Source organism: Streptococcus sp. V919 (genome assembly GCF_054353475.1).
Genome location: NZ_JBTHHY010000003.1, coordinates 41,651 through 67,052, shown reverse-complemented (window position 1 = coordinate 67,052; position 25,402 = coordinate 41,651). Strand labels below are relative to the sequence as shown.

Genomic DNA, 25,402 nt, shown 5'->3' with positions numbered 1-25,402 from the left:
AATCTTTGATATAATAGAAGTAAGAATCTTTTTAAGGGGAAACAGATGCAATCACTTCGTTTTCAATCTGTCTTTGATATCATTGGTCCAGTTATGATTGGTCCATCTAGTAGTCATACAGCAGGAGCTGTTCGTATCGGAAAAATCGTTTCATCAATCTTTGACGACACTCCTACTGAAGTCGAGTTCCAACTTTTCAATTCTTTTGCCAAAACCTATCGCGGACATGGGACCGATCTTGCCCTCGTCGCTGGAATCTTAGGAATGGATACAGATGACCCTGAAATTCCTAACAGTCTGGAAATTGCCCACAAACGTGGTATCAAAATCGTATGGACCATCCAAAAGGATAGTAATGCTCCCCACCCAAACACCACGAAAATCACTGTGAAGAATGATCGTAAGACTATCAGTGTAACAGGAATCTCAATCGGTGGTGGTAACATCCAGGTGACAGAACTAAATGGCTTTGCCGTATCTCTCAACATGAACACCCCTACCATTATCATCGTTCATCAGGATGTCCCTGGTATGATCGCTCATGTGACAGAGGCCTTATCGCGCTTTAATATTAACATCGCTCAAATGAATGTAACTCGAGAAAAAGCTGGTGAGAAAGCCATTATGATTATCGAAGTTGATAGCCGCAACTGTGAAGAATCTATCGAAGAAATTCGTAAAATTCCTCATTTGCATAATGTCAATTTCTTTCAATAGGAGAAAATATGTTTTACTCTATCAAAGAATTAGTCGAACAAGCCGACTTAGACTTTCAAGGAAATGTTGCTGAACTCATGATTTCGACTGAGTTTGAGCTAACTGGGCGTGAACGTGAAGAAGTTCTTCTACTCATGGAACGTAATCTTGAAGTCATGAAGGCTTCTGTTGAACTCGGTCTCAGCGAAAAGAAATCTCGTAGTGGTTTAACTGGTGGAGATGCAGCCAAACTCGATCACTACATCAAAAAAGGAAAAACACTATCAGACTTCACTGTCCTATCTGCAGCCCGTAACGCTATCGCCGTTAATGAACACAATGCCAAGATGGGATTGGTCTGTGCAACTCCTACTGCTGGTAGTGCCGGTTGTCTTCCCGCAGTCCTCACAGCTGCTATTCAAAAGTTGGGTCTAACTCATGAACAACAACTAGACTTCTTATTTGCTGCGGGCGCTTTTGGTCTCGTCATTGCGAACAACGCTTCTATCTCTGGAGCCGAAGGAGGCTGCCAAGCCGAAGTTGGTTCAGCTTCAGCCATGAGCGCTGCTGCCCTAACCCTAGCTGCAGGCGGAACGCCTTATCAAGCGAGCCAGGCCATCGCCTTCGTTATCAAAAATATGCTCGGTCTTATCTGCGATCCCGTTGCAGGTTTGGTTGAAGTTCCTTGTGTTAAGCGAAATGCTATGGGAGCCAGCTTTGCCTTCATCGCAGCTGATATGGCTTTAGCTGGTATCGAATCAAAAATCCCAGTTGATGAAGTGATCGATGCCATGTACCAAGTGGGCTCTAGTCTCCCAACTGCCTTTCGTGAAACCGCCGAGGGTGGTCTCGCAGCCACTCCAACAGGCCGTCGCCTTCAAAAAAAAATCTTCGGTGAATAATTTCAAATTACTAGGAGAATCAATGTCATCTCTATCAGCCATCTTTTTTGATCTAGATGGAACCCTTGTAGATAGCTCAATCGGTATTCACAATGGGTTCACCTATACTTTTGACCAACTGGGAGTCCCTAGTCCAGATGCAAAAACCATCCGTGGCTTTATGGGGCCACCATTGGAAACAAGTTTCACTAGTTGCCTCCCAGCAGATCAAGTTGAAAGAGCTATCCAGCTTTATCGTTCCTACTATAAAGAAAAGGGAGTTTACGAAGCTCAGCTCTTTCCACAAATCAAAAACCTGCTAACTGAACTAGCTCAACAATATCCACTCTATATCACTACTACGAAGAATACACCAACTGCAATTGATATGACAAGCAACTTTGAGATCAATCAATTCTTTGATGGAATCTATGGTTCAAGTCCTCAAGCCCTGCACAAGGCAGATGTTATCCGTCAAGTATTGACAACTCATAATCTAGACCCAGAAACAGTGGTTATTATCGGAGACACTAAGTTTGATATGATTGGTGCCCAAGAAACAGGCATTCGAAAACTGGCGGTTACTTGGGGATTTGGCGATGATAAAGAACTCATGACCTATCAACCTGACTGGGTTGCTCATCAACCAACAGATATTTTAGTTCAACTACAATAGAAGATCTAAAGAAAAGCACTCCAATTAAATTGGAGTGCTTTTTAACTTGTTGGTAACAAAATACAAGAAGTTCAAAAAAGATACAAATGTAAAACTAAAATCTTTTAGTTCTTATCAGAATCTTCAAATGGTGTCACCTCGATGACTTCTTCAACATTAACTGCTTGAGGTTCACTATAGTTTACTACCTTAATCTCTTTTGTTGGCATAGCGTGTAAGATCAAAAGGGCAATCCCTCCCATTGGGACGAAACGAAGGAAGATAAAGGCCCAGTGGAATCCAGCATCACGCAAACGACGAACTGACAAAGCTAGTGTTGGCACTAAGATTGCTAGGAAGAAAACTGCATAAATAATAACAACTAAGCCCAACACCATAAAAGTAGCTTCGCTCACTGAATCGTCTATCGAATCCATCACGGCACTAAGAAATATAGTGTATAAATAGATAATCGAGAAAGGAATAGAAAGGATAAAGTTTCCTAACCAAACCCACCAGTAATCTGAGCGCGTTGAACGTCCAGCGAACTCTGCATACCCCTTAAAAAAATTCTTATATGCGTTAATCATGAGATACTCCCATTTTTTATTTTACTAGTAGATACTGTACAGTTATAGAACACTCCCAAATCTAGTAAAAGACCTGGGAGTGTTAGCAAATTATTCGACAAGACTGAAAATTCTTCGTCCTTGTAGCATTCTTCAGATAGTTGAACTTATAGTGTTTCCTTTGTCGGCATAGCTAGAAGTACCAAAAGAGCGATACTTCCAACCATTGGAATAAAGGCAACGAAGATGAGCGCCCAGTGGAAACCAGCATCACGAAGGCGACGGACCATCAAAGCAAGTGACGGCAAGAAAAGTGCTAGGCCAAAAATAAAATAGATAATAGCGATAAAGCCCAAAGTTATAAGAGCACCCTCGTTTCGCAAGTTAGCCAGAGCATTCCCGTATGCTAAGTAGAAAGGAATACAAAGAATCATATTTCCAAGAAAAACCCACCAATAGTCGGAACGTGTTGAACGGCCTGCAAAATCAACATAGCCTTTAAAGAAATTTTTATAAGCGTTAATCATAATAGACTCCCTATATATTTTTTATTTAATATCAGTTTATCACACATATTCATTATTGACAAGTCTCTCCATAATTGAGAATCAATAAAGCGACTACATAGGATAATACTCACATAAAAACTGCACTCTTTAAAAGAGTGCAGTTCATGTTAGTCAACATGTGTCGTTTCGTTAGCAAAGCTAATAATAGCTCTCTTCAATTCAGCACCCTGCATAGTACGGAACTCTTCAATCTTCTGATTGATCATTTCAAGAGGCATTACATTTACCTTACCAACAAAGATCTTGTCCATTACTTGATTGTCCACTAATTCAGTTGATACAAGTAATTCTTCATATAGTTTTTCACCTGGGCGAATTCCTACTTCTACGATTGGAATTTCATTTTCAGTATGACCACTGAGTAGAACCATTTTCTTAGCCAAGTCGTAAATGCGTACAGGTTTGCCCATATCAAGGATAAAGACTTCCCCATCTTTGGCATAAGCACCCGCATGAATCACCAAACGACTAGCTTCTGGAATGGTCATGAAGTAACGAGTCATTCGGAAATCTGTCACCGTTACAGGACCACCTTCAGCAATCTGACGTTCAAAGACAGGAATCACACTACCACGACTACCAAGTACATTACCGAAACGAACCGCACAGTAGGTTGATTGGCTACGTTGATTAAATCCAGTCACAATCAACTCAGCAACACGTTTTGTTGCTCCCATTACGTTTGGTGGATTAACGGCCTTATCTGTCGAAATCATAACCATTTTTGGAACTCTAGCAGCGTCAACTGCTCTGGCAACATTATAGGTTCCAAGGATATTGTTCTTGAAGGCTTCTTTGGGATTGCGTTCCATCATCGGAACGTGCTTATGAGCTGCAGCATGGTAAACAATAGCTGGTTCATATTGTTCGAAAACTTGAAGCAGACGCTCGTAATCTTGAATATCGGCAATGACAGGAACAAAGTCAATTTCTTGGTACTTACGAATCAATTCATGGTAAATCAGGTAAATCGAATTTTCTCCATGTCCTAACAAAATGACACGTTCAGGATTGAAACGACTAACCTGACGACAAATTTCTGATCCAATCGAACCTCCGGCACCAGTCACCAGAATTGTTTTACCAGTAATTTCAGAACCCAGACGTGATTCGTCTAGTCGAATCTCTTTACGTCCCAAAAGGTCTGTGATATCAATCTTCTGGAAACCACCAATTGGAGGCTGAATACCTTGCACAACTGACTCAATCATAGGCATCTTATAGCATTTCAAGCCGATATGGTTACACATTTGCAGAATGCGTTCATACTCAGATGGATCTAGAGACGGAATCGCAACAATCACTTTTTCAACTCTGTAGCGTTTTGCCAATTCTGGCAGGTCATCATAAGAACCCAAGACTGGGATTTTTCCAAGCTTTTGACCTTTTTTCTTTTCGTCATTATCCAGAATCCCGACCAATTCAAGGTCACTGGTAGGATGCTGGTAACTGTTCATAAAGAGCGCACCACCATCTCCGGCACCAATCAAGAAGGTACGGCGGTGTTCTCCTTCTCCATTTCCCTTTTTACGTCTTGAGTAAATCAACTGCCAAGTAATACGAGGAAGTAGAATCAAGAAGGTTGTTAATAGGATAAAGAGTACGATAAAGCGGACAGAAAAGAGTGGTAAGAAAGCATAGCAAATAATATAAGATAAAATACTACTGATGGTTACTCCGAAGAAAATCTTCATGAAATCTGTAATCTTGCTGTATCGACTAATACTAGCATTAAGACCCCAGAATCCAATCATCAGTTGGTAGAAAAGGAAGGTTAGACCTGTGTAAATGACATAGTCTACCGGGGCTGGATTGATTAATCCATAAAATAGAATATAGGAAACAATAATTGATAAGACCATACTGGCAATATCAAAAAATCCCCAAAAAATTTGTTTCTGTTGTTTATTTAATACTTCAACCAGATCAATTACATAATCTGTCATTTTTTTATTCATGTGAATGGTATCCTCCTACACAGAGAAATTTTTGGTATGAGAGTATTCTCAACTTAAATATTGAATGTCGTAGCTGTAACTTTTTTTCCATTTGAAACCTTTGATTAACCCAACCAATGTTCCTATCCCATAGGCAAAATGGATTGAAAATAACATAGCAGGCATTAACAATAATACTTCGTTTTTATGTTTCAATAAAGCAAGTATCGTCAAAGATGTTACAAGTAGACTATATACTGCAAAAAGAAGCACTAAAAACAATGGTGAAAAAGGTAGTAACATAGCACCTACAAAAATGCTTAACACAAAAGCAAAGGGAACATAATGAAAGATTGATAGGCATCTTGGTTTAACATGAGTTGTCAATCCAATCCATAGACCATTTGAATACTTTTGGTGGAGCATCTTTTTAAATGTTGGGCGAATATATTGATAAGATAAAACATTGGGACTAAATCTTATCTTATATCCGTGTTTTCTGATACGATAATGAAGCTCATTATCTTCCGTTCTTCCGAGTTGTTCATCGACTAAACCAGCTTGCTCAAAAACTCCTCGACGGTACATACCATGAAAAATAGAAGAAACATATCTGTCTTGAGAGCTGTTTCGATAATCTGCGATGCTGCTTCCAAACATATTTTCTTCAACAATATGTAAAGCTTCTGACCATTTACCCTCATCTTCAACAATCGTTGGTCTAGGCCCCCCACAGACATATTCCCCTTGATTGATGAGTTCAACATTATTCTTCACAAAATCCTCTGTGACTTTGGAATGCGCATCAATCTTCAAAACAACGTCTCCATTAGAGTTCTTAATCCCTAAATTAAAACCACTTGCTTGATTCTTTTTAGGGTTATCATACAATCTAATTGACCTAAATTCAGTATCCTCAGAGATGAATCTCTGAATAATATCGGTTGTCTTATCAGTAGACATTGCATTAATAAATAGAATTTCAATATTTTCTTTACTGTATGTCTGTCTTTTTAAATCTTCAATTAAGCCTGGTAAGTACTTCTCTTCATTATAAGCACTAATCACAATAGAGACGATTAAATTATCGATTTGTTGAATCACTTATAGTCTCCTAAATATTTTCTTTCACTATTTTATCACAAATTCCCAGACTTTCCTATTTTTATTTGAATTGCAGAAAAAAACTAGTAAATCTATCTATCTTTCTTTTTTCAATGATTTCAATTCTCTAAGTAGTGGATTTCCTCACTCTATCTTGACATCTATAGGAAAAAGCCTTAAAATAAGCTGTTATCAAAATCAGTTTGTTGAGGTTCACATGAAAAAACGATCACTCTTTTTTATTCTAGGAATCATCTTAATTGGGGCAGTCTTAAGAGCTCCTTTTACTGCCTTACCAACTATTTTAGGAGATATCGCCCAAGGTTTAGGAGTTGAGGTCAGCTCGCTTGGTATTTTGACGAGTCTTCCTCTCTTGATGTTCGCCCTCTTCTCCTCTTTTGCTAGCCGCTTGGCTCAAAAGATTGGACTCGAGCATCTTTTCACCTATAGTCTTATCGTCTTGACCGTCGGTTCAGTGATTCGTATCTTCAATCTCCCTCTGCTTTATCTGGGAACCTTACTTATCGGAGCAAGTATCGCTATTTTCAACGTGCTTCTTCCTAGTGTCATTCAGGCAAACTACCCACAAAAGATTAGCTTCCTGACAACGATTTATGTGACGACTATGGGAATTGCCACTGCTCTTGCTTCCTATCTCTCAGTCCCCATTACTCAGGCAACATCCTGGAAAGGCTTGATTTTCTGCTTATCCTTGGTCTGTCTACTAACCTTATTGGTCTGGTTCCCCAACCATGGTCACAATCATTTCTTAGAAGGACATGAGAAAAAACAAGAGAAAGAAAATATCTTAAAAAACAAGCAAGTTTGGGCTATTATTGTATTTGGGGGGCTTCAGTCCTTACTCTTCTATACCTGCATGACCTGGTTACCAACCATGACAATCAGTGCCGGACTGTCTCATACAGATGCTGGTCTACTGGCTTCAATCTTCTCACTAATTAGCATTCCCTTCTCGATGACCATTCCAAGTTTAACGACGCGTCTGTCTAATCGTCACCGTCAAATCATGTTAACAGTCATCTCTCTGGCTGGTATGTTAGGAATCGCCATGCTTTTATACCCAAGCAACAGTTTCTTATACTGGCTGGTGGCGCAACTTTTGATTGGTACAGCCTGCAGTGCTCTTTTTCCTTATCTCATGGTCTGTTTCTCCATCAAAACCAGTTCTCCTGAAAAGACAGCTCAATTATCTGGACTTGCCCAGACCGGTGGCTACATTCTAGCCGCCTTTGGGCCAACTCTGTTTGGTTACAGTTTTGACATGTTCCATTCTTGGGTTCCAGCGGTATTGGCTCTTCTAGTTATTGATATCATCATGACAACTGCCCTCTTTATGGTGGATCGAGCGGATAAAATCCTCTAATCTTCTAGTTTTTGCTGGAAGATTTTTTATATGTAAAATTTTTATACATATTTCTTGACAGCGTTTCCATTTAGATGTATGATGTATGTGTAGAATAATTATATATAAAATTTTTATATACTAAAAAGGAGGTGCCCCATGTATTTCCCAACATCATCGGCCTTGATTGAATTTCTCATCTTGGCCATTCTAGAACAAGGGGATTCCTATGGTTATGAAATTAGCCAAACCATTAAACTCATTGCCAAAATTAAGGAATCTACTCTCTACCCCATCCTGAAAAAACTGGATACTAATCGCTATCTGACTACATACTCTCGCGAATATCAAGGTCGGATGCGCAAGTACTACTCCTTGACAAAAATTGGCGAGGAGCAACTGTTTGTCCTTCGAGAAGAATGGGCACTCTACACTGACACTATCAACGGCATTATAGAGGGGAGCATTCGCCATGACAAGAACTGAATATTTGAATCAGCTTGAAGCCTATCTGATGCAGCTTCCTCAAGCTGATCGTATCGAAGCCATGGACTACTTCAAAGAACTCTTTGATGATGCTGGTCCAGAAGGTGAGGAAGAACTCATAGCTAGTCTCGGTAGTCCAAAAGAGGCTGCCCATGATATTTTGACAACACTTCTCGATAAAAAAATCAACGAAGAAAATTCAAGTAAGAATAACCGTCAAGTGATACAAATCGCTATCCTAGCACTTCTTGCGGCTCCTATCGGCATCCCTGTAGCAATTAGTTTCCTCATGGTTATCATCTGTATTTTTATCGCTGCGATTAGTATACTTTTAACCTTCTTTGCTGTATCGGCAGCTGGAATGGTGCTCGGAGCTGTCCTCCTATTTGAAAGCTTCTACGTTCTGGCTGAATCTACATCTGCCTTTATGCTGATTTTTGGTGGAGGTTTACTGGCAATCGGAGCTTCGTCCCTCGTTTTGCTAGCAACTTCCTATGTGACCCGTTTCTTTGGAATACTAGTCCTTCGACTCATTCAGTGGATTCTTAATAGAGGAAAGAGAGGTGAAAGTCATGCGTAAATTAACAAAAGGATTTCTTATCTTTGGTATTGTCACCAGTATCATCGGTTTTTCCATGATGATCATCGGTATCCAAACCGATGGTGTCAGAAGCCTCCTTGCAATGTCTCAAAATCCAGTCTTTGAGAGCCGAATGGAAGAACTCACATTTGATCAAGATATCGAAAATCTTAACATCTCACTAACACAACATTCGCTAGTCATCACGGAGTCTAACGATGATAAGATTCGCATCCAGTATCATCCAACCATCTCTGAAAAAGAGAACCTTCAACACTCTATCAAAGAGAAAAGTCTTGAAATAACTGATACAAAATCAACTACACGTCGCTCTATAGGTTCTAGTATCGAGGGTATTCTCTTTATCGCAAGCGGAATCTCTAGCCGCAATGATGAAGTTGTTCTCTCATTACCAAGAGGAAAGGACTTAAAAAATCTTACAGCTCAGGTCGACCATCGCATCCTTTCGATTGCTAATGCAAAACTCAGCAATGCTAAGATTCAGTCAAATGGCTATCTTCTTCGGATCACTGATAGCGAGATTAAAAATAGCCAACTAACCACAGCTGGAATTGTCAATGTATTTGAAACCAGTCTGACTGACAGCCGCATCCAAGCAGAACATGAACATATCTCTGCTGACGACATCCAAATCCATGGCAGAGTGGAATTAGAGACAGAAAAAGATATGACCCTAAAGCTAACCCAAAAAGAATTTGACAGAATCAATCTAGATCTTTCTTCTGACCATGGTTCCATCTATCATCGTAGTCGGGAAGGATATAATCCAAACGAGGAAAATAAGGAAGATGAAGAGTTCTCTAATCCTTACAAATCAGAGAAAAAAGATACACAAGATTTACTTGTCGCAAAAGCTGGTCGAGACATCAATCTACCAAAAGAGGATGTTCGCTCGCCTTCTTATAGAAATCATGAATAAAAAGTTACTAATCAAAAGGGAGGTCTCATCATGACTCAAGAATGGTTTGAAAGTGCTGATTTCGAGAAAACAGCCAACAATGATAAAAAAGAAAGTCCATCTGACCCCGTCATTCCCGTGGAAGAACTAAAAGAAAAAGAAGAGTTGCCAGTAGTCGAGGAAAATTCCCAAGCTATTCCAGAAGATAAGGATGCTGATTTAGAAAAAGTAGAGACTGAAGAACAAGAAGAAGCTGAAGATAAACTGGCAACAAAGACAGACCAGTCAGAAGAGCCTGTCAAAGAAGCACCTCAGCCTAGCAAATCTTTGGAAAGTCCATTTGTCCCAGATCCTGTACCTACAAAAACGGTAATCTTCAAAGAAGAACTAGCTGACTTTTGGATTTGGTTACAAGGTGCCCTTAAAGAACCGACAGCAAGGTTCGATACAGATAAAAAACATAGTTACACTGCCTTTGCGCTCCTAACTATCTTTTCTGCCACGAGTTTCCTCTTTACAGTTTATCACACCAAGCAAGGCTACTACGGCCGCATGGCAGCCATCGACTCTAAAGCTCTCCAGCATCTCCCTTCACTAAATCTCTTTTCTATCTTCTCTATCCTGGTAGCGACAAGTTTGTTCTTCTTCTCTATCCTCATGGGTGGATTTGTAGTCAAACGTTTTGTCGATCAGGACAGTGATTGGACATTGGAAAGAGCCTTTCAAGTACATAGCAGACTCTTGGCTATCCCAATTCTCTTGACAGGTATTGCTAGCTTCTTTGCCTTCTTTAACGGTCTACGCTTTGCGGCTCTTCTCTGCCTCATTAGTATGTGCATGGTACTACTTGGTAACCTCTATATCATTTCAAGACCTAGCAAGGATAGTCAAACTGATTCCTTCTATCGCCTTCTCTTGGCTTTCTTGGTCAACGGAGGTGTCCTATTTATCTTTTTCCTAGCAGAAATGGCACTTGTTTTCGACTATCTTCGAATCCTTGCTTTTATGTAAGATAAAATCCTGTCATAGTGACAGGATTTTTTGTGTACACAAAAAGCAGATCAAACGATCTGCCTTTTCACATTATTTAAAACCAATATCTTTCATTTATGCCTCTAGTTACCTTTTACTAAGTTCTCAAAATCTTTCCCTAAAACAGGTCCTACTTCTACTTGATTGGCATCTAGATTCTGATAGAGTTCTTCTGGCAAAGCCCCCAAGAAGGTTTGATAATCCAGTCTAGCTACCGCTTCATAGTCTTCTGGTTTTGAGCCATCTCCAGAAATTTTTACTAGATCAATTTCCCAGACAAGCTCTTTTCCTACCAACTGTTCAACATAAGGCGCTGGAATCACTGGTTCTTTTGGCAAGATTGTTTTCACTCCCTGAGCCAGGTGGTAGATACCATGAACCTTACCCTCGCTATCTGGATAGAATTTGGCGCTGGCAGGATATGCATCCGACCCTTGAACCTTTTTGACTAATGCTTCAAAACGTGCCAAACCATCTTCTTTTAAGAAGCTTTCTAAATCCTTCTTGTCAAAGTAAACAGGTGATAGAATTCCTTGGCAGAAGCCCAAACGAGCACCCTTATCTGCCAAATAGTTTTTGACAGTATCGTGGAAATAATTTTCCAAATCAAAGTCTGCCAATCCTTCAACTTCTTCACCAACCTTGCTAGATAAGGCTTGCAAGAGAGCTTCTACAATCTCCCAGTCAACTCTCGTAATCAAGTCAGGAATGATTACTTGATAGCCTTTTTGAGAGTCTAGGTAGCGAACTTTAAAGAGGAACTGAGATCTACCAACGATTCCACACTCGATATACTCGAGACGATTAAGCGGTTGGCGGAGATAGACAGCATCATAACTATGCGACTCTAATCCTTCTACTAAGCCCAAAACCGATTTAGCAGTAAGAATCTCCTGTTGTCCTAGAATACTTTGTTTATTTGGAATAAAAAATGTTTTCACCATAAATGGTCTCCTTTGAAATCGTTTACATCTAGTATACACCATTTTCCTGAAAGATGCAGAAACAAATTTTAGATTTTTGGGTAAAAAGCATAGAAAAACAGCCCTTTTCCAAGGACTGTTGATACTTTTATATAACTTCAGAATGATCTAGGTTCTCACCAATCACTGCTAAACGCTCAATAACTTGGTCTTGCGTCAATTCATGCTCTAAAACATAGCGATTGCGTGGATGAACACGACACTCGTGTGAGCACCCGCGGAGGTACTTGTCTTCATTCTCTTCAGATGTCAAGATACGACGGTTACAGAAAGGATTACCACAGTTTACATAGCGTTCGCACGGTGTGCCATCAAACCAATCTTTTCCGACGATGGTTGGATTGACATGATTGACATCGACTGCAATACGCTCATCAAAGACATACATTTTACCATCCCAAAGTTCACCTTGAACTTCTGGGTCTTTACCGTATGTTGCAATACCTCCGTGCAATTGACCAACATCTTTATAACCCTCACGAACCATCCAACCAGAGAATTTTTCACAACGTACTCCACCTGTACAGTAAACCACGACACGTTTATCCATGAATTTTTCCTTGTTATCACGAACCCACTGTGGTAACTCGCGGAAGTTACGGATTTCTGGACGAATTGCTCCTCGGAAATGACCTAAATCATATTCATAGTCATTACGTGTATCTAAGACAACGGTATCTTCATCAAGTAAAGCTTCCTTGAACTCTTTTGGAGATAGGTAAGCACCAGTTGTTTCTAATGGATTAATGTCATTGTCAAAGTCATTGTCTTCAAGACCAAGGTGAACAATTTCTTTTTTGTAGCGAACAAACATCTTCTTGAAGGCTTGCTCGTTTTCTTCATCAATCTTGAACCATAAATTCTCCATTCCTGGGAGACTGTGAACATAGTCCATATATTTTTGTGTTGTTTCGTAGTCACCTGAAACTGTTCCGTTAATACCCTCATCAGCCACAAGGATACGACCTTTTAGACCGATAGATTTACAGAAGGCCAAATGATCTGCAGCGAATTGTTTCGCATTCTCAATTGGAGTATAGAGGTAGTAAAGTAAGACACGAATATCTTTTGCCATAAGATTTGTTCTCTTTTCTATTCTTAAATTTTCAGAATTTTTCATCTAACTATACTAGTATACCGATAAAGAAAAGCGATTGCAATTTATTTGACTGAAAATTAACCTCCTATAACTAGGACTCGTTCTGATTTCCAATCCCACATATGATTTAAAACAATAAAAAATCCTTGGATTTTTCCAAGGATTTATGATTTTAAGCTTTTTTCATTTTAGCCATGTAGAAAAGCTGTAGAAGAATACCAACAAATGCCATACCGATTACGATGAAGAAGGCCATTGTATAGTCTCCTTGGTTGGCTTGGGCAATTCGTGCACCTAGCTGAGGGCCTGCAATCGCAGCAACACCGTATGCAGTAAACATCCAACCGTAGTTTGTTCCTACATAAGTTACTCCCCAGTTTTCAGCAGTAATACCTGGGAAAGAACCTAGGAAACCACCGAATGACAAGGCAACCATCATTACACCAAGGATAGCCAAGATGCTTCCTGGGCCTTTGAACAAGGCTGTGAGCAACAATCCAGCAGCAACTGCTCCAAACATAGCAATAACTGTAGGGTAACGACCAATCTTATCAGAAACTGTACCCCAGAAGATACGTCCAAATGTGTTAGCGATAGATACTAACATAACGAAGAGAGTAGCTTCTCCAACAAGTTGATATTGGTCAGAAATTGCTGCAGCAGAACCGATGATCATCATTCCACCAGTAGCACCAAGAACATAAATCAACCATAGAAGCCAGTAATTTCCGTCACGGAGCATTTCTTTGTAAGTTTTACCTTCTGGTTGAGCAGCTCCAACTACTGGCGCAGCCGTAGGAGCTTTTTCCATTACCAATGAAGACGTACAAATAACAATTAGAAGAATGATACCTAATACTTTGAATGTTGAGTAAACACCCATAGAAGCAATCAAAGCTTTGGCAACTGGACCGATAATAAGGGGACCCAACCCGAAACCTGCTGCTGTCAAACCACCAGCTAGACCTTTTTTATCTGGGAACCACTTAGTGGCAACTGAAGTAGATGCTCCATAAGCAGCACCGATACCAAGTCCTAGGACAACCCCGTAAGTGAGGTAAAGGATTGGAAGAGAGGTAGCAAATCCTGTAGCAAACATACCAGCACCAAAGAGAATACCACCTAAAAATACAAATTTCTTAGGTCCTACTGAATCGACTTTAGGACCAAAAATAATCATACCAACAGGTACCATTGCAAAAGAAATACTAAAGGCCAAAGAAGTCTGGGCTTGAACCCATCCTTGACTAGCATTGGTTTCTAGCAGTGCCTTTTGAAAGACTGACCAGGCGTAACCAGCGCCTAGAGAGAGATTCGTTAAAATGGCTGCTGCCAAAATTAACCAACGATTGGGTGTTTTTTTCATATGAATAACCTCATGTAAAATTCTTATTCCCAAAGGGAATAGTTGACAAATATTGTCGGTTTTTCACCTACTTATCCTAGATGGCTAGTCTAGAAATCAATAAATAGATAAAGTAATTTTCACAATGTTAAGCGCTTTCATTGTCTTATATATTTATTATAAGCTAGATTCATTTGAAAATCTACTTAATTAAACTAATAGGGATATTAGCTCAATTAAGCCCTATTCATATACTATCATATTGTATTTAAAAAGATTTTCTAGTCGCTCTCTTTAGCATTTTCGCACCAAATACAAAAAGAATCACTACCCCGTCTGGAAATATCCAGATAAGGCAGTGATCGCAATTTTTAGGAATGAATACACGAAATCAATCTATCTTAAGATTTTTTGCTTTTCAAGAATTCATCGTATTGTTTTTGCATTTCATCCAATACTTTTTGGTAAGCACCTTCAGATTTAAGTTTTTCCATCAATTCTGGAATAGCTTTTTCTGGGTCTACAGTACCAGTGTTGATAGCTGTATCGAATTGTTGCATAGTGTTAGTGATAGCTGAGATTTCAGATTTCACGTTGTCAGTGTTGAAGATGAATCCAAGCGCTGGAGATTCTTTTGCAGTTTCCAAATCTTTCTTAGATTGTGCAATTTGTTCATCTGTAACGTTTTCGTTGATGTAAAGGATCCAGTTGTTACCAGTGTTCCATCCTGACATGTGAGTGTTTCCTTTGTATCCATCAAGGACACGAACACGGTTTTCTTTACCTTCAACTTTTTCCCAGTTCTTGCCTTCTGGTCCATAAACAAGTCCGTTCAAGAGTTCTGGGTTAGTGTTCAAGAGGTTCAACACTTCCATTGCTTTTTCTTTGTTCTTAGAGTTGTTTGAGATTACAAAGTTTGCAACTTGAGTTGTTTGGTTTTTCTTGATGAAGTTAGTAAATGGTTTGATTTTGATGTCTCTGTTAGCAACACGAGAAAGCAAGCTGCTACCGTAGTCAGCTGGTCCTACTGTTTCTTCGCGAACAAGCCAAGTATCTTGAGTAAGGTCATATGAAGTATCACTAGTTGCTACGTCTTTTGGAATGTATCCTGCTTCATAGTATTTGTGCATAGTCTTCAAGTGTTCTACGAAACGAGGAACTTCGTAACGGTTTACGATCTTAGTAGTGTCGCCTTCAAGGTCGATGACGAATGGAAGACCATTTGCAACTGGGTAGTCAAAGTTTTCTGATGGGATAAAGTTTTTACCAACAGCGAATGGCATTACATCTGGAGCTTTTTCTTTGATTTGTTTCAATACTGGTTCAAGTGTTTCGTATGAAGTTACACCTGAGATATCGATACCATATTTTTCAAGAAGTGGGCCGTTGAAAGCAAAGTTTTGTGAAGATGCAACGTTAGCTGCAACTGGAACTGCATAGATTTTACCGTTTACAGTGTTCCCTTTGATGTAAGCTGGGTCAAGCGCTTTGTAAAGGGCAGCTCCTTCTTTCTTGTACAATTCGGTCAAGTCAGCATAAGCACCTTTTTGAGCGTTTACAACGTAGTTATCTGCAAATGCGATATCATAGTTTTCACCTGATGAAGTGATAACTGACATTTTCTTGCTGTAGTCACCCCAACCAAGGTATTGGATATCTAATTTAGCACCAACTTTTTCTCCGATGATTTTGTTTGCATTTTCTAGCAACTCATCCAAGTTATCTGGTTTGTCACCGATTTGGTACATTTTGATAACAGTCTTATCACCTGATGACGATGATGATGATTCAGCAGCTTTTTGGTTGTTTCCTTTAAGGTTACCACAAGCTGCAAGTCCAGCAGCCAAAGCTAGAAGGCTAGCTGAAGTAAAAGCATATTTTTTCCAGTTTTTCATGATAAAAACTCCTTTTTTTATTTTTAAATTTAAAACAATTTTAGTGATCTACTTTTCAAAAGAAAAGTTAGATAGGGTAGAGAAAACTTGTTTCTCAGTGTCTCTTATTCTTTAACACCACCGATGGTTAAACCTTTTACAAAGTAGCGTTGGAAGAATGGATAGAGAATCGCAATTGGAACTGTCGCAACAACGACCATGGCCATACGACCTGTTTCTTTTGGTAAGGCAACAGCAAGTTGTCCTGACATCCCAACTGACTTAGCAATGTAATCCATGTTGTTTTGAATTTGCATAAGCAAATATTGCAATGGATACAAGTTATCACTCTTGATATAAAGAAGGGCATTGAACCAGTCGTTCCAGAATCCAAGTGCTGTCAAAAGTGTGATAGTCGCAATCCCTGGAAGAGAGAGTGGTAAACAGATTTGGAAGAAGATCCGCGCCTCACTAGCACCATCAATACGAGCCGATTCGAGGATTGCTTCTGGAATGGTTTTCTTGAAGAAAGACCGCATCAACATGATGTTGAATGGTGATAGAAGCATCGGAACAATCAAGGCCCAAATAGTATCACCCAAGTGAAGTAGCTGAGTTACCACGATATAGCCTGGTACCAAACCAGCATTGAACAACATACTAAGAAGAGCAAAGATTGTAAAGAATTTGCGATACTTAAATGTTGAACGTGAGATGGCATAAGCGTATGTTGTTGTGATGAATACGTTTGTCAAGGTACCGACAACTGTCACAAAGGTTGAGATAAAGAGTGCTTGCAAAATTTTGTCTTTAAATTGAGCCAAGAACTGGAATCCATCTACACCAAACTTCGATGGGAAGAAACTATATCCATATTGAACAATACTTTTTTCGTCTGTAATTGAGATAATGATTACAAAGATGAAAGGCAAGATACAAGAGAAGGCCAGCAAACCAGATATGATACTAAAGAAGATATCTGCCTTTTTGCTGAAGGAGTGTATGCCAACATTATCAATTTTTTCTTTTTGAATTTTTTTTGCCATATGCTCCTCCTTTCTAGAATAGTGCTGAGTTAGGATCAACACGTCTTGCAAGTAAGTTTGATAGGATAACGAGAATCAAACCGACGACTGACTGATAGAGACCGGCTGCTGAAGCCATACCGATATCTGCTGTCTGAGTCAATCCGTTAAAGACATAGACGTCCAATACGTTTGTTACACTATAGAGCTGACCAGCGTTGTGAGGGATTTGGTAGAAAAGACCGAAGTCTGCACGGAAGATATTTCCGACTGCAAGGATGGTCAATACTGTCACAAGCGGTGTCAACTGAGGGATGGTTACGTTACGGATACGTTGCCATTTGCTGGCACCATCCACTGTCGCTGCTTCGTAGTAAGTTGGGTCAATACCCATGATCGTTGCGTAGTACATCACACTACTATATCCAAAGCCTTTCCAGATACCTAGGAAGAGGAGGAGGTAAGGCCAGATACTGACATCAGCGTAGAAGTTAACACCCTTCATCCCTAGAGCTTCTAAGGTATGGTTGATAAGCCCTTTATCGATATTTAGGAATGCATCTGTAAAGAAACTGATGATAACCCAAGATAGGAAGTAAGGGAATAACATAGATGTTTGGTAGATTTTAACCATTTGCTTAGAGCGAAGTTCACTAAGGATAATGGCGATACCAACTGACACAACCAAACCGATAAAGATAAATCCAAGGTTGTAAAGTACTGTGTTTCGAGTGATGACAAAGGCATCCTTGGAACTAAACAAGAATTTAAAGTTATCTAGTCCGACCCATCTACTATTTATAATACTGTGGACGAATCCTTCACCAGTCATATGGTAGTCTTTGAAGGCAACCACATTCCCAAAAACTGGAATGTAGAAGAATAAAATCAACCAAATTGTTCCTGGTAGTACCATTAAGAGAAAAATCCAATTATCTCTTAAAGTTTTTGAAAACTTGTTCATAATTTCCTCCCTTTTTATTTTCTAAAACTTCATAATCTCACATTTTTAAACTTGATAACGTTTACAAAAATAGTATACTCTTATTTTTAGGACAGTTTAAACTACAAATTATAGAAAAAACTCCACAAATTATTTTATGTGGAGAACTTTTTATATAAGAATAGGTTTCACGGGAAACTTTCTTCCTGAATAGAGTTTTTTCTAGGTCGTATAAATAGTCGAAGCTGTCGCAATGGTATGCCATTGGTTGGCTGTCGTTGCTGCGAAGTCCTTATCTCCGTAGAAATCATTAAATGGCAAGATATCTACTTCTAATTCTTCGATACTTGAGATAGAACCAGCTAGATAATCTTCAATACGACTTTCTGCTCGCTTGATTCGTTGCAAGAGTCCACCCATACGGATATCTACGGTATCCAAACCAAAGACCTTGTTCTCTTTCAGCCATTGGTGGCTAAAGAGGCTATGGAAGGTTTCAATCTGGCTTCTTAATTTTGGTAATTCTTCCCTAGCAATTTGTTGCAAGCTCTCTTTATCACCTGCTTGATAGGCTTGACGAATGCGTCGGCCCACATTCACTTTACTGCTTAAAATCTGGTTCAACTGAGCCTGAGTTTCAAAGAGATAAGCGTAGATGCCTGCTTTTTCTTTGATAGCAGTAAGAGTCTCAGCTGCTTGGGTAAAGTGTGGTTTGTCCTGCTCAGGAGTCATGTGCTTGTCAAGGATTGGACAGAGAACATCCTGATAAAAGACATAGCGATTAGGGTTGATTCCACTGAGATTGTCTGGTAGGTCTGGCAAGAGGTTGGCTAGATCCAGCTGCATAAAATCCTCAACCGATAGGCCTGTATTGGTCTTGAAATGAGCTGACAGACGTTCTAAATCATTGCGGTAGCTGAGTTCTGCCCAGATTTGTAAGCTTGGCAGAATCGAGAACTGGGCTGTTTCACCACCATTATCCCCCCAGCCAGTCACAATGACTTCTTTGATCTGATTAGCACGGCAAGCTTTGTTGGCTTCGACCGCAATGAGACGGCTGAAGTGGTTGTGAGGCGTAAAACCAATCCACTTCCAAGCACCACCAGCAAAGGCGATATCCTGGCTAATCTTGTGGTGATTACGGAAGTTTCGGTTGTATTTTTCCTCGCTATCCTGATAGTAATCCCAGTAAACCAAGGTCACACGGTCTTTGAGACGGTCTAAGTAAACACGAGTTTCTTCTGGAATTTCTACATCACGGTCGTACTGGCCATCTGCTGACATAAGCTTGAAGAACATATCGCTCCACATCTGGCAGTGGAAACCATACTTGTCTGCAATATCAAGCACGCGCTCCAAGTGTTGGCACATAAGGAGACTACGATCCACAATACCGTTCAAGATGAGGTAACGTCCCAAACCAACCAAGTGAGCTTCGTCCATCCCGATATTGACCTTGCGAGTTTGTAGTTTAGACAAAGTAGCAAACATACCGTCAATCAGATCGTAGACTTTTTCTTCACCGATGAGGAGAATATCCTCTACATCGCGGAGTTCTTGCACTTCTTTGACGCCCCATTTGACAAAGGCTGACAAGTGGGCCAAGGTTTGGATACATGGGACAAAGGTCATGTCAAACTGCTGGGCGTATGCTTCGATTTCCTGTAATTCTTCAGCTGAATAAGCCCCACGGAAATAACCAAAGTAAGGCTGTCCCTCAATCTGATAGGTGTCCTCCATATAGAGCTCAAAGGTTGAGTAGCCCATGAGAGCTAAGACCTCAATCATCTGTTTGGCAGATGCGACATTAAGCACGGCATTGCGCGAACAGTCCGCCATATAGGCTAAATCTTCATAGGCTACCTGCTCTTCAATCTCTACCTTGTCCCCTTCTGCTAAAGCTGTTGCTAGCACAGATAAAGCACGGTAGAGTTGATGAGGTTTACGGTAGATCAGTTGATACTGCCCCTTCTCACCCTTGATAGAGATAGAAGCTTGGTCAGACTGAGCGACTGCCACCTCTACATCTGGTAGAGAAATGTGATTTTTTAATACTTCGATAGATTGGGCTTGTTTGGGACTAAGTCCTGTAAAACTTACCATTGGTTTTCCTCCTGTAACCAGTTCACAAGGGCACCGTAGAGATTGGCATCTGCGTGATAGGTGCAAGCTTGGATGACTGGAGCGATTGTATATTCTTCATATCTTTCCACAAAGGTATCTACTGCTTTTTGCACACCTTTGATAAAATCTGGGTTTTGACTGATAGAGCCACCTAGGCTAATCACATCTGGATCAATGAGATACTGGATATTGAGCAGCCCTTGAGCAAGATTACGATTCATACGCTCAATGGCTTCCTGGCAAAAAGCATTGCCGGCTGCCGCTTCTTGGTAAACCTTGCGTCCGTCCCAATCAGACTGACCTGATTTTTCAATCACATAACGAACCATGTTTCCTGTAGAAGCTAGTAATGACCAGTTGTTGAGTTTTTCTGCAGGCTCTATAGTTGTCATATAGCCAAACTCACCACCCAAACCATGACGCCCACGGTGAAGCTTCCCATTGATAATCATAGCCCCACCGATTCCTGTACCAATCACGACACAGGCTGCATTTTCAATCTCAGGATGAGCTAGCAATTCACTCAGTCCAACACAGTTGGCATCATTTTCTAGATGGATAGGTAACTGGTGATGAGCAAGGGCCTCATACCATGAAAAACCATGGATGTATGGAATCGCACTAATCCCCTCAATCACCCCGGTTTCTTGATTAACGGCTCCTGGCACACTCATGGCAATCCCACGGTAGTCACGTTCTGACAATCGCTGGTCCAACCAAGCTAGCAACTCTTCCAGAGTCTCTGGCGTTGCGGTGCTGGCCTTATCTAAAATCTTTCCATCAGGAGTGAGACTAGCAAACTTAATCCCAGTCCCTCCGATATCAATCGTTGCAAGGGTCATTGCTTTTACCTGTAAAAAGGAGCGAGAAAAGCAGTCGGTTCTTACTCTTTTCGCTCCTCCTTTCTTTTTATGTTATCTTTTTGAAATTAGATTTCTTCTTTTTTGATCAATTCTGTACGAATTTCTTGTGGCGCCAATAGTCCTGAATGAACTGGATATGGTCGTTCCAATAAGTCAAGAATGGTTTGTTGTTTGTCAGACACACGAACATTTTCTTGGCTCATATTGTAGTAACGAAGGACGTAACCTTCTTCATTTTCAGCTACCTTAAAGGCTGTTGGACAAACTTGTGGTAAGTTGAGTGCTGGATGGTTGAAGAGACTACCTGTTGCTGCAACGCTACCCTCTTGTTTTGCAACTTGAAGAGCTGTAAATGGCACTTGGAAGGCTTTGGCACGACGGAAGGCTGAGAAACGATCCTGAGCCTGATGGCATTCTACTGCAAACTCAACTTCGATATCGCGCAAGCATTGTGCTTCTGGTGTAGGGAAGTAGCCCCAGTCACCGAGTTCACCTGAAGCACGAAGAAGTGTTACAGCCATTGTATCGTCTCCTAGGATTTCGTATTCGTTCAATCCTTTGTTGGATACAGTTACTCCTTTAACATCATCATACAAGCTGACAAAGGCTTGTTGGTGTTGTGGATTTTCAGGATTTTCCCAAGAAGCTGCTGGTTTATTTGGTCTTGTCACAACTTCATAGATGCTTTCAGAATCGTTACTTGGGCGAGTGTTATGAGTTTTAACCAAGAGACGGATGCGGTGGTCTTTGGCTGTATTGGTAAAGCGAGTCTTGAAGCGAATCTGTGGATTGTACACAAAGACAGTCATCTCAGTTTCAAGGGGAATAGTTGTCAATTCTTCTGAACGTCCTGCATCTCGTTTCATGAACTCAATAATGCCTCTTTGTTCAGCATCCAATTTTTCATCTGCGCTAACTGGAATAGTCAAGTCATGTTTTAGTAAAACCTTAGCATAGCGAGCATTATTTTCCAGAACTTCATAACCTTTCAGTTGAGCGAAAATTGGCTCTGTTCCTTTTGGTTGGAAATAAATGTACTCATTCCCGATATCGCCACGGTCCTCAAATTGGATAAAGTCCTCGTAAGCTTCGTTTGTAGTCTTGTCGTAGACTGTGATACCTTCATCTACACTTACGGTCACAAATGGAGTATCAATAACTCCATTTTGGAAGATACCATCGCTTTGTGCTGCTGGCCCTTCGACTAATTGGAAGCTTGACCAAGAAAGTGGTGCAAGGTGAATTGGAATTGTCACGCGCACTTGACGTGCAATATAAGGTTGACGGAATTTATCCTTGGGTAAGGTATAACCAAAACCTGCCCCCAAGTCTTCTATCTTCGCTTCAATGACATGATCATCCAAATCTTGAACATGGTAATCTGGCAAACTCAAAGCCGCCATTTTCTTGAAGCCTTCTGTCGGGTGCAATTCCTTGAAATCACAAGTGTCTACATCTACCACAACACTGGCAGTATCAACCTTGTCATGTAATCCAGTGTTGATGACTGTAAAGAGGTGGTCGCTTTGTGCTTCCTGAGTTGCTATTTTGTGTTTCCATTCATTGAGAAGGTTTGTTTTGACAAAGTTCCCAACTTGGTTGACCTTGGCAAAGCGAGTTTCCATTTCACGGTGAACCTCGTCAATACTACAACCACAGATACTATCGTGTGGGGCATTCTGCAAGAGCGTTTTCCAAGCATAGGTTAACTGATCTTTATGATTATGCCCTCCTGTAAGAATAGTCAATGGTTCCACGACTTGCTCTAGCAAGTTGCTGTTTTCCTGGAAGGCTTGTTTGAGATAAACACGTGAAGATGAGGTATTGGCAAGGGTGTACCAACCATCCGTTTCCTGGCTAGTCAACTCACCTGTAACAGTTGATAGGTGTTCAGGAAGTGCACTTTCGACTGCTTGAACGTATTCATCAAAGGAGCTGTGAACAAAGGTCACGTCAGGGAAAAGTTCGTTTGCCACACGAATGGCTTCACTCAAATTTCGTTGAACTGGTTGGTGATCACATCCGTTCATCATCAACCATTGATTAGTCGATGCATAGTCACGAACATCTGACAATTTTTGTTTCCAGAAAGCTAAAGCTTCGTCTTTATCTACCGGAATTTCGTTCCCGTTACTGTACCAGTTAGCAAATAGAATGCCGAGTACACGGCTACCATCCGCACCCTGCCAGTACATCTCAGAAAATTGAGAGGTAAACTGCTCATCTTCGAGGACTTGGTTGTCAAATCCGATTGGCTTCACACCACGACCAAAGGCTGCTACGTGAATGCCTGATTTTTGAAGGATTTGAGGTGCTTGCCCCATATTTCCAAAGGTATCTGGGAAGTAACCAATTTGAGTTGATTTGCCCCATTTAGCGCATTCAGATTGACCAATCAAGGTATTGCGGACATTGGCTTCACTTGAAATCAGGTAGTCATCCTGCAAGATGTAAAAAGGACCAATCTTGAGCTTGCCTTCGTCGATATAACGCTGCACCTTGTCACGGTTTTCAGGACGAATTTCTAAATAGTCATCGAGGACGATGGTTTGTCCATCCAGGTGGAAACTCTTGAACTCAGGATCATTTTCAAAAAGATCAAAAAGATTGTCAAAAAGTTCCACCAATTGCATCCGGTGACTTTCAAAAGGTAGATACCACTCACGATCCCAGTGACTGTGAGAGATGATATGTACAACAACATTTTCCATGAGTAAAACCTCATTCTAACTTAAATTTTTAATGTTTTAAATATAAACTTGTAATTCTAACAAGAATCAGTGAAGCTAAAGCGTGCTCCTTATACTCAATGAAAATCAAAGAGCAAACTAGGAAGCTAGCCGCAGGCTGTACTTGAGTACGGCAAGTCGAAGCTGACGTGGTTTAAATTTGATTTTCGAAGAGTATTAGCGAATATCCAAGTAATCCAAGACTAATTCGCAGAACATCATGTTGGCCCATGAGAACCATTCACGAGAGTAGAGAGTCGGATCGTCTACGTGGAAGCTTTCGTGCATGACACCTGTTCCACCATCACAGGCAACTAGTTGGTCTAGCAAGTATTTTTTCTCTGCTTTATCTGTAGCAGTTAAGCCTTGGATAGATAGAGCAATCGGCCAAATATAGCGATAGAAGGTATGAGAACTTCCGAGCCCACTTGCGTACTCTCCTTGGTAGAAGTAAGGATTTTCAGGGCTCAGAATAGTGCGACGTGTGGCTTGATACACTTCGTCATTGACATCACAGTAACCAAGATATGGAGCGGCCAACAAACTTGGTACGTTAGGGTCGTCCATGATGCTAGCATTTCCCAAACCATCTACCTCAAAGGCATAAATTTTTTCACCCTTGCTGTTTGTAGTGTAGGCGTAATTTTCGATACCTTCTTGAATCTCAGCTTGCAGGCGTTTTGCATCTGCAATAATACTCTCGCTATCGGCTAGTTTCAATTCTGCAAAAATTTCCTGGACATAACCCAAGACAACCACTGCAAACATATTTGACGGAATTAAGTAGCTATACTGACAGCAGTCATCACTTGGACGAAAGGCTGACCAGGTCATCCCTGTCACAGCAAAGTCAGGTCCAAAACCATCATTGACCAGCGTATCTTCCTTACGATCGGTATCGCGAACAAAGCGATACGGTGAATTCTTGTGGTCTTGTTCAACTGTCCAGAGATGAAGAATTTCCTTGGTCGCTGTGACAAAAGTTTCATCAAACTGGCTAGTCTCACCAGTTTCTTTCCACAGAAGATAAGCCAACTGCAAAGGGTAGCAAAGCGAATCAACTTCATACTTGCGCTCCCAAATCCAGCCATTCAAATCGGTGTGATCAGTCTCGTGATGGCCCTTCCAGTTCTCCTCAATATTGAAAGAGTTGGCATAGGGATCCTTGAGAATCAAAGTCATCTGTCGTTTGACCAAACCAGCAATGGTCTGACGCAAACGAGGGTCTCTTTTAGCCACATGAAGATAAGGTCTCAGCTGAGCAGTTGAGTCACGAAGCCACATAGCTGGGATATCTCCAGTCAGTACAAAGGTCGAGCCGTCGTCTAAGATTTCAACTGTATTGTCTAAAGTGTCTGTATAGCAACGTTCAAAAATATCTACCCATTCCGGATGATCTTTAGCACGCTCCGCTACCCCATCTAGCCACTCTCTGACAATTTCTTTTGAATAAACCATAAACTATTTTGCCTCTTTCAAACAAATTTTCATTTTCAGTATATAGCTTTTAGTCCAGAAAATATATACACAAATGTTAGTCATTATTCTACAAAATTGTTATATTTGAAAGTCATTTTCTAAAAGTCTCCTTTTTCTGATATAATGTAGAAAACTACAGAAGGAAAT

At 40.5% G+C, this 25,402-nt stretch carries 22 protein-coding genes; 8 read left to right on the top strand and 14 right to left on the bottom strand.

The annotated features are described in order from the left end of the window. Nucleotides 1-45 precede the first annotated feature (45 nt). The 3 genes from sdaAB to ACXYSK_RS08175 are packed head-to-tail and all read left to right on the top strand — an operon-like array spanning nt 46 to nt 2,253. Entirely contained in the window at nt 46-717 is a 672-nt protein-coding gene (gene sdaAB / locus ACXYSK_RS08185; RefSeq protein ID WP_049526542.1) for an L-serine ammonia-lyase, iron-sulfur-dependent subunit beta, read from the top strand. A gap of 8 nt (nt 718-725) precedes the next feature. Continuing rightward, entirely contained in the window at nt 726-1,598 is an 873-nt protein-coding gene (gene sdaAA, locus ACXYSK_RS08180; protein ID WP_458625668.1) for an L-serine ammonia-lyase, iron-sulfur-dependent, subunit alpha, read from the top strand. A 22-nt stretch (nt 1,599-1,620) separates the two neighbouring features. Next, entirely contained in the window at nt 1,621-2,253 is a 633-nt protein-coding gene (locus ACXYSK_RS08175; RefSeq protein ID WP_458625667.1) for an HAD hydrolase-like protein, read from the top strand. A 104-nt stretch (nt 2,254-2,357) separates the two neighbouring features. Here ACXYSK_RS08175 and ACXYSK_RS08170 read toward each other — a convergent pair whose 3' ends face one another. The 4 genes from ACXYSK_RS08170 to ACXYSK_RS08155 all read right to left on the bottom strand — a co-directional run bounded on the left by ACXYSK_RS08170 (nt 2,358) and on the right by ACXYSK_RS08155 (nt 6,411). Then, the gene (locus tag ACXYSK_RS08170; RefSeq protein WP_458625666.1) at nt 2,358-2,822 is read right to left on the bottom strand and encodes a DUF805 domain-containing protein; all 465 of its coding nucleotides are present in this window, start codon (nt 2,820-2,822) and stop codon (nt 2,358-2,360) included. Nucleotides 2,823-2,968: 146 nt separating this feature from the next. Continuing rightward, nucleotides 2,969-3,328, bottom strand: coding sequence for a DUF805 domain-containing protein (locus ACXYSK_RS08165; protein ID WP_458625665.1), 360 nt, complete (start codon nt 3,326-3,328; stop codon nt 2,969-2,971). 149 nt (nt 3,329-3,477) lie between these two features. After that, on the bottom strand, nt 3,478-5,328 hold the full coding sequence (locus ACXYSK_RS08160) for a polysaccharide biosynthesis protein (protein WP_458625664.1): 1,851 nt from the start codon (nt 5,326-5,328) through the stop codon (nt 3,478-3,480). 48 nt (nt 5,329-5,376) lie between these two features. Beyond that, nucleotides 5,377-6,411, bottom strand: coding sequence for a glycosyltransferase family 2 protein (locus tag ACXYSK_RS08155; protein ID WP_458625663.1), 1,035 nt, complete (start codon nt 6,409-6,411; stop codon nt 5,377-5,379). Nucleotides 6,412-6,628: 217 nt separating this feature from the next. Here ACXYSK_RS08155 and ACXYSK_RS08150 point away from each other — a divergent pair, with 217 nt between their 5' ends. From ACXYSK_RS08150 to ACXYSK_RS08130, 5 genes are all read left to right on the top strand, one after another. Further along, entirely contained in the window at nt 6,629-7,795 is a 1,167-nt protein-coding gene (locus ACXYSK_RS08150) for a CynX/NimT family MFS transporter (RefSeq protein WP_458625662.1), read from the top strand. 138 nt (nt 7,796-7,933) lie between these two features. Further along, complete coding sequence (locus ACXYSK_RS08145; protein ID WP_458625661.1) at nt 7,934-8,260, top strand: PadR family transcriptional regulator; 327 nt, start codon at nt 7,934-7,936, stop codon at nt 8,258-8,260. Continuing rightward, nucleotides 8,247-8,840 carry a DUF1700 domain-containing protein gene (locus ACXYSK_RS08140; RefSeq protein WP_458625660.1) on the top strand — a complete coding sequence of 198 codons (594 nt, stop codon included), beginning with the start codon at nt 8,247-8,249 and terminating at the stop codon, nt 8,838-8,840. Before ACXYSK_RS08145 ends, ACXYSK_RS08140 begins: the two co-directional genes overlap by 14 nt. Then, on the top strand, nt 8,833-9,780 hold the full coding sequence (locus tag ACXYSK_RS08135; RefSeq protein WP_458625659.1) for a DUF4097 family beta strand repeat-containing protein: 948 nt from the start codon (nt 8,833-8,835) through the stop codon (nt 9,778-9,780). Before ACXYSK_RS08140 ends, ACXYSK_RS08135 begins: the two co-directional genes overlap by 8 nt. Before the next feature lie 30 nt (nt 9,781-9,810). Continuing rightward, nucleotides 9,811-10,770, top strand: coding sequence for a DUF6574 domain-containing protein (locus tag ACXYSK_RS08130; protein ID WP_458625658.1), 960 nt, complete (start codon nt 9,811-9,813; stop codon nt 10,768-10,770). A gap of 104 nt (nt 10,771-10,874) precedes the next feature. Here the strand turns inward: ACXYSK_RS08130 and ACXYSK_RS08125 are convergent, their stop codons facing one another. From ACXYSK_RS08125 to ACXYSK_RS08080, 10 genes are all read right to left on the bottom strand, one after another. After that, nucleotides 10,875-11,735: a DUF4299 family protein gene (locus tag ACXYSK_RS08125; protein WP_458625657.1), complete on the bottom strand. Its 861-nt coding sequence runs from the start codon at nt 11,733-11,735 to the stop codon at nt 10,875-10,877. 127 nt (nt 11,736-11,862) lie between these two features. Then, a complete protein-coding gene (gene trhO / locus ACXYSK_RS08120) occupies nt 11,863-12,849 on the bottom strand; it encodes an oxygen-dependent tRNA uridine(34) hydroxylase TrhO (RefSeq protein ID WP_006151074.1) in 987 nt (328 codons plus the stop codon). A 196-nt stretch (nt 12,850-13,045) separates the two neighbouring features. After that, nucleotides 13,046-14,239 carry an L-lactate MFS transporter gene (locus ACXYSK_RS08115; RefSeq protein WP_458625656.1) on the bottom strand — a complete coding sequence of 398 codons (1,194 nt, stop codon included), beginning with the start codon at nt 14,237-14,239 and terminating at the stop codon, nt 13,046-13,048. 380 nt (nt 14,240-14,619) lie between these two features. Continuing rightward, nucleotides 14,620-16,113: an ABC transporter substrate-binding protein gene (locus ACXYSK_RS08110; RefSeq protein WP_458625655.1), complete on the bottom strand. Its 1,494-nt coding sequence runs from the start codon at nt 16,111-16,113 to the stop codon at nt 14,620-14,622. A gap of 104 nt (nt 16,114-16,217) precedes the next feature. After that, complete coding sequence (locus tag ACXYSK_RS08105) at nt 16,218-17,138, bottom strand: carbohydrate ABC transporter permease (RefSeq protein ID WP_195183527.1); 921 nt, start codon at nt 17,136-17,138, stop codon at nt 16,218-16,220. Between the two features lie 13 nt (nt 17,139-17,151). Then, nucleotides 17,152-18,081, bottom strand: a complete 930-nt coding sequence (locus tag ACXYSK_RS08100) for an ABC transporter permease (protein ID WP_458625654.1) — start codon at nt 18,079-18,081, stop codon at nt 17,152-17,154. Nucleotides 18,082-18,282: 201 nt separating this feature from the next. Continuing rightward, nucleotides 18,283-20,163, bottom strand: a complete 1,881-nt coding sequence (locus tag ACXYSK_RS08095) for a beta-N-acetylhexosaminidase (RefSeq protein ID WP_458625653.1) — start codon at nt 20,161-20,163, stop codon at nt 18,283-18,285. Continuing rightward, nucleotides 20,157-21,026 carry an ROK family protein gene (locus ACXYSK_RS08090; RefSeq protein ID WP_458625652.1) on the bottom strand — a complete coding sequence of 290 codons (870 nt, stop codon included), beginning with the start codon at nt 21,024-21,026 and terminating at the stop codon, nt 20,157-20,159. Before ACXYSK_RS08090 ends, ACXYSK_RS08095 begins: the two co-directional genes overlap by 7 nt. Before the next feature lie 86 nt (nt 21,027-21,112). After that, nucleotides 21,113-23,758: an alpha-mannosidase gene (locus ACXYSK_RS08085; RefSeq protein ID WP_458625651.1), complete on the bottom strand. Its 2,646-nt coding sequence runs from the start codon at nt 23,756-23,758 to the stop codon at nt 21,113-21,115. Nucleotides 23,759-23,953: 195 nt separating this feature from the next. Then, a complete protein-coding gene (locus tag ACXYSK_RS08080) occupies nt 23,954-25,234 on the bottom strand; it encodes a glycoside hydrolase family 125 protein (protein ID WP_458625650.1) in 1,281 nt (426 codons plus the stop codon). Nucleotides 25,235-25,402 lie beyond the last annotated feature (168 nt).